The sequence below is a fragment of the Mycobacterium sp. genome, from assembly GCF_025933915.1.
Classification (GTDB): domain Bacteria; phylum Actinomycetota; class Actinomycetes; order Mycobacteriales; family Mycobacteriaceae; genus Mycobacterium.
In genome coordinates this window covers 1-6,831 of record NZ_JAICZA010000201.1, presented here as the reverse complement: position 1 = coordinate 6,831, position 6,831 = coordinate 1, and the positions used below count along the sequence as shown (strand labels likewise).

The window sequence follows — 6,831 nt, the reverse complement described above, 5'->3', positions numbered from 1 at the left end:
GGACACCTATGCGACGGCCGGGCAGCTGTCGGCGTCGCTGGACGTCGAGACGACCCGCCTGCTGCTGGGGGAGGTGCCCGCGGCGTTTCACGCCGGGGTGCAAGACATTCTGCTGATCGCCTTCGGGTTGGCCTGGACGCAGTTCGTCGGCACCGGCGCGCCGATCGCCATCGATGTGGAGGGCCACGGGCGCAGCGAGGAGCTGGGCCGGCAGGTGGACCTGTCGCGCACCGTGGGGTGGTTCACCGCCAAGTACCCGGTGTCCCTGGAGGTCGGGGGGCGCGTCGGTGGCCTGTCGTGGGGCCAGGTGATCGGCGGTGACGCGGCGCTGGGTGCGGTGATCAAGGACGCCAAGGAGCAACTGCGCGGTCTGCCCGACGGCCTCACCTACGGGCTGCTGCGCTACCTGAATCCCGAAGTGGACCTGGGTGATTCGGATCCGGTCATCGGCTTCAACTATCTGGGCCGGCTCGGGGGCGGGGCCGCCGACCTCTCGCCCGACCTGTGGCAGCTGAGCGAGGACAGCTTCGCGTTGGCCGGCGGGGCCGGGGCGGTGGCGCTGCCGTTGCCGCACACGGTCGAGCTCAACGCCGGCACCATGGACACCGCGGACGGCCCGCACCTGCAGGCCAACTGGACGTGGGCGCGCTCGGCGCTGGACGAAAAGCAAATCGGCAAGCTCAGCGAGCTGTGGTTCGACGCCCTGGCCGGCATCTGCGCGCACGTGCAGGACGGTGGGGGCGGGTTGACCCCGTCCGACATCGCCCCCGCCCGACTGAGCCAGCGGGACATCGACGAACTGCAGCAGCAACACCGCGTCGCCGATGTGCTGCCGCTGACCCCTCTGCAGCAGGGACTGATGTTCCACACCGGCACCGCACAGGGCGGCCAAGACTTCGAAGACCTCTACGCCGTGCAGCTCGACATCTCCGTCGCCGGCGCCATCGACCCGGAGCGGCTGCGCGAGGCGGTCCAGACCGTCATCGCCCGCCACCCCAACGTGGTGGCCCGGTTCAGCGAGGACTTCGGCGAGCCGGTGCAGGTGCTGCCGGCCGATCCGGAACTGGCCTGGCAGTACGTCGAGCTGGACGCCGGCGGCGGCGTGGACCGACAAGCCGAGCAGATCGAGCGGCTGTCGGCCGGCGAACGCGCGGCCGTCTGCGACCTGGCGAGCAATCCGCCCTTCCGGGGCGCACTGATCCGCACCGGGGACAACACCTACCGGTTCGTGCTCACCAACCACCACATCGTGCTCGACGGCTGGTCCAAGCCGGTCCTGATGCAAGAGATCTTCGCCAGCTATTTCGGGGTGCGGCTGCCCGCGCCGGTCCGGTACCGCAGCTTCATCACCTGGCTGTCCGAGCAGGACCGCGCCGCCGCCGAGGCGGCGTGGCGCGATGTGCTCGCCGGTTTCGACACCCCCACGCTGGTGGGCCCGTCGGGCCGGATGGGGCTTGGTCCGCGCGGCGTGGCCGAATTCGGAGTGTCCGCGGAGACCAGCCGCCTGCTGGGCGAACTGGCCCGCTCGTGCCGCACGACCGTCAGCACGGTGCTGCAGGCTGCCTGGGCGCAGTTGCTGATGTGGCTGACCGGCCAGCACGACGTCGTGTTCGGCACCGCGGTTTCGGGTCGGCCGACCGATTTGGCCGGATCCGAGTCCATGGTGGGCCTGCTGATCAACACCGTGCCCGTGCGCGCGACCATCGGCGCCGAAACCACCATCGCCGACCTGCTTGACCAGCTACAACGCGCCTACACCAGCACCCTCGACCACCAGCACCTGGCGCTGAATGAAATCCATCGTGTAACGGGACATGATCAAATTTTCGACACAATGTTCGTGTACGAGAACTATCCCCTCGATACTGCCGCGCTATCGGCCGTGGACGAGTTAACTATTAGTGGATTCACGAATCGGGAATACAACCATTACCCGCTTTCGGTGCAAGCCGTGCCGGGCCATGAAATTGGCCTTCGCGTCGAGTTCGACACCGACGTATTCGGCGAGGCGAGAATCGAGAAGCTGGTCGAGCGTTTCAAGCGGGTGCTGGAAGCCATGACCGTGGACTTGGAGGAGCAGTCATGACCGTCGGTGCGGGACGGCGATTGTTGTCGATCGATCTACTGGATGGCGGCGAGCACGACCGACTCGACGAGTGGGGTAACCGGGCGATATTGACCAAGCCGGTGAAGGCCCCGGCGTCCATCCCCGGAATGTTCGCCGCCCAGGTGGCGCGCGCACCCCAAGCGGTGGCGCTCAGTTTCGAGGACCGCTCGCTGACCTACCTGGAGCTCGATGACGCCGCAAACCGGCTGGCAAACCTGCTGGCCGAGCAGGGCGCGGGCCCGGGTGAGTGCGTCGCGCTGCTGTTCTCCCGCTCGGCCGAGGCCATCATGTCGATCCTCGCGGTGCTCAAGACCGGCGCGGCATACCTGCCGATCGACCCGGCCCTGCCGGCGGCGCGTATCGAGTTCATGCTCGGCGACGCCACGCCGATCGCCGCGGTCACCACCTCCAGCCTGCGCACCCGGCTGGACGGGTTCGACCTGCCCGTCATCGACGTCGACGAGGCCGCTGCCGATAGCCGCCCCAGCAGCGCGCTGCCGGGGCCGGCGCCCGACGACATCGCCTACATGATCTACACCTCGGGGACGACGGGCGTCCCCAAGGGAGTGGCCGTCACGCACCGCAACGTGACCGAATTCCTCAAGAACTTGCACGCCAAGCTGCCGGCGGGTCCGGGGCAGGTGTGGTCGCAGTGGCACTCGCTGGTGTTCGACGTCTCGGTGTGGGAGATCTGGGGTGCGCTGCTGCACGGCGGGCGCCTGGTGGTGGTGCCCGAATCTGTCGCGGGCTCGCCCGATGAGCTGCACGCCCTGCTGGTCGCCGAGAACGTCGACGTCTTGAGCCAGACCCCGTCCGCGGTGGGGATGCTCTCGCCGGAGGGCCTGGAGTCGACGGCGCTGGTGGTGGCCGGTGAGGCCTGCCCCGCCGAGGTCGTCGACCGCTGGGCACCGGGACGCGTGATGATCAACGCCTACGGCCCGACCGAGGCCACCGTGTACGCCGCGATGAGTGCGCCGCTGGCGGGGGATTCGGGCGCGCCGCCGATCGGATCGCCGGTTCCCGGCGCGGCCCTGTTCGTCCTGGACAAGTGGTTGCGGCCCGCGCCCGAGGGCGTGGTCGGTGAGTTGTATGTGGCCGGTCGCGGCATCGCCACCGGGTACGCGCGCCGGGCCGGTTTGACGGCGTCGCGGTTCGTGGCCTGCCCCTTCGGGGGCCCGGGGGCGCGGATGTATCGCACCGGCGACCTGGTCCGCTGGGGTGCAGACGGGCAGCTGCAGTACCTGGGCCGCGCCGACGAGCAGGTCAAGATCCGCGGCTACCGCATCGAACTCGGCGAGATCCAGTCGGCCCTCGCCTCGCTGGACGGGGTGGACCAGGCCGCGGTGATCGCCCGCGAGGACCGTCCCGGCGACAAGCGGCTGGTCGGTTACATCACCGGCACCGCCGACCCGGCCGAGCTGCGCACCCAGTTGGGCCAGCGCCTGCCGGCCTACATGGTCCCGGCCGCGGTCGTGGTGCTCGAGGCGCTGCCGCTGACGGTCAACGGCAAGCTCGACAAGCGCGCGCTGCCCGCCCCGGAGTACCACAAGCGCGCCGGTGAGTATCGCGCCCCGTCCGACCACACCGAGGAGATCCTGGCCGGCATCTACGCCCAGGTGCTGGGTGTGGAGCGGGTCGGTGTGGACGACTCCTTCTTCGACCTGGGCGGCGACAGCATCCTGTCGATGCAGGTGGTTGCCCGCGCCCGGGCCGCCGGCGTGATGTGCCGCCCGCGCGACGTTTTCGTCGAGCAGACGGTTGCCAAGCTGGCCCGCGTGGCCACCGACGGCGCCGATGAGGACGACGTGGTCGACGAGGGGATCGGGCCGGTGATGGCCACCCCGATCATGCGCTGGCTGCAAACCGTGCAGGGCCCGATCGACGACTTCAACCAGACCATGGTGCTGGCGGCCCCCGCGGGCGTCACCGCCGACGACGTGGTGGTGGTGCTGCAGGCCCTGTTGGACCGCCATCCCATGTTGCGGCTGCGCGTCGAAGACGACGGCGCCGGTGGCTGGAACTTGCAGGCGCCCGATCCGGGCTCGGTGCAGGCCGGCGACTGCCTGCAGTCCGTCGACGCGCTGACCGACGCCACGCTGGTCGCGGCGCGCTCCCGGCTCAACCCGGGCGCCGGGGTGATGGTGAGCGCCGTATGGGCAAGCGAGACAAGCCAATTGGCGTTGATCATCCACCACGTGGCCGTCGACGGTGTGTCGTGGCGGACCCTGATCGAGGACCTCAACATCGCCTGGGCGCAGCACCACAGCGGCCAGCCGGTGGCCCTGCCAGTGGGCGGCACCTCGTTCGCCCGGTGGTCGTCGCTGCTCGCCGAGCACGCGCAGAGCCCGGCCGTTCTCGAGCAGGCCGACGCCTGGCGCGAGGTGGTGTCCACCCCGGCCGTGCTGCCGGCGGTGCAACCCGACGTCGACACCTACCAGACGGCCGAGCAGTTGTCGGTGTCGCTGGATGTCGCGACGACCCGCCTGCTGCTGGGGGAGGTGCCCGCGGCGTTCCACGCCGGGGTGCAGGACATCCTGCTGATCGCGTTCGGGATGGCCTGGACGAAGTTTGTCGGCAGCGGCACGCCGATCGGCATCGACGTCGAGGGCCACGGGCGCCAGGAGGAGCTGGGGCCGCGCGTCGACCTGTCGCGCACCGTGGGTTGGTTCACCACCAAATACCCGGTGGCTCTGACCGTCGACGGACTGGACTGGGCGAGCGTGGTGGCCGGTGACGACGCGCTGGGCGCGGCCGTCAAGGCCACGAAGGAGCAGCTGCGCGCCCTGCCCGACGGGCTGACCTACGGCTTGCTGCGCTACCTGAACCCCGACATCGATCTGGGTGGATCCGACCCCGTGATCGGCTTCAACTACCTCGGGCGACTCGGCGCGGCCGCGGACCTGCCCGGCGAGCTGTGGCGGCTCAGCCCCGACAGTCTGTCGCTGAGCGGCGCGGCCGCGGCGGTGGCGATGCCGCTCATGCACACGGTCGACCTGAACGCCGGCACCATGGACACCGCGGACGGCCCGCACCTGCACGCCAACTGGACGTGGGCGGCCTCGGCGATGGACCGCGAACAGATCAGCCAGCTGAGCCAGCTGTGGTTCGAGGCCCTGGCCGGTATCTGCGCCCACGTGCAAGGTGGCGGCGGCGGGTTGACCCCGTCCGACGTCGCGCCGGCGCGCCTGAACCAGCGGCAGATCGACGAGCTGAGCAAGCAGCACCAGATCGCGGACATCCTGCCGCTGACCCCGCTGCAGCAGGGTCTGCTCTTCCACGCCAGCTTCGCGCAGGACCCGGGCGACGACGTCTACGCGGTGCAACTCGGCATCACCGTGACCGGCGCCCTGGATTCGCACCGGCTGCACGAGGCCGTGCACACCGTCGTCAACCGCCACCCCAACCTGGCGGCCCGGTTCTGCCCGCAGTTCGGCGAGCCCGTGCAGGTGATCCCGGCCGACCCCGTCATGGCGTGGCGCTACATCCAGCTGGGCCCCGAAGACCTCGACCCGGAGCAACGGGTCGAGGAGCTGTGCGCCGCCGAACGCGCCGCGGTGAGCGATCTGGCCAACCGGCCGGCGTTCCGGGCCGCGCTGATCCGCACCGCGGACAACCGGTACCGGTTCGTGCTCACCAACCACCACATCGTGATGGACGGCTGGTCGCTGCCCATCCTGCTGCGCGAGATCCTGGCCAACTACTACGGCGACCAGCTACCCGCGCCCGCGACCTACCGCAGCTACCTGACCTGGCTGGCCAGCCAGGATCGCGCGACCGCGCAGGCGGCGTGGCGCGAGGTGCTCGACGGGTTCGAGGCCCCCACCCTGGTGGGCCCGGCGGGCCGCATGCGGCTCGGCCGGCGGGCCGTGGAGTCCTACCGGCTGTCCGCGGAGACCACACGCGCCCTGGGCGAGCTGGCCCGCTCGTGCCACACCACCGTCAACACCGTGCTGCAGGCCGGGTGGGCGCAACTGCTGATGCGGCTGACCGGCCACCATGACGTGGCGTTCGGCACCGCGGTGTCGGGCCGGCCGGCCGATTTGGCCGGCGCCGAATCGATGGTGGGCCTGCTGATCAACACCGTGCCGGTGCGGGCCAACATCAACGCGGAGACCACCGTCGCCGACGTGTTGGACCAGCTGCAACGGCACCACAACGACACGCTCGAACACGAGCATCTGGCGCTGAGCGAGATCCACCGCGTGACCGGTCACGACGCGCTGTTCGACACCCTGTTCCTGTACGAGAACTACCCGATCGACACCAGCGTGCCGTTGGGCTTCCACGAGTTGGCCATCACCGATGTCACCAACCGCGAGTACAACCACTACCCGCTGTCGGTGATGGCGCTGCCGGGCCGCGAACTTGGCCTGCGCGTCGAATACGACACCGAGGTGTTCGACGCGGTCGGCATCGAGAAGCTGACCGAGAGGTTCCAGCGGGTGCTGTCGGAGATGACCGCCGATTCCACCCGACGGCTGATGGCCCTGGACGTGGTCGACGAGGCCGAGCATGAGCGGCTCGACGCGTGGGGCAACCGGTCGGTGTTGAGCCACCCGGCGACCGGGAAGTCGATCCCGGGGATGTTCGCCGCACAGGTGGCCCGCACCCCGGACGTGGCGGCGCTGAGTTTCGAGGGCCGCTCGATGACCTACCGGGAGCTCGACGAGGCCGCAAACCGGTTGGCGCACTTGTTGATCGAGGAGGGCGCGGGCCCGGGTGAG

At 70.0% G+C, this 6,831-nt stretch carries 2 protein-coding genes; both read left to right on the top strand.

The window, feature by feature from the left end:
* Positions 1-2,086, top strand: a 2,086-nt coding sequence (locus Q0W90_RS21925; protein WP_297776573.1) for a condensation domain-containing protein, incomplete at its 5' end; no start/stop codon positions are given.
* A partial coding sequence (locus Q0W90_RS21920) for a non-ribosomal peptide synthetase (protein WP_297776571.1) occupies positions 2,083-6,831 on the top strand: 4,749 nt, incomplete at its 3' end. The genes Q0W90_RS21925 and Q0W90_RS21920, both read left to right, overlap by 4 nt.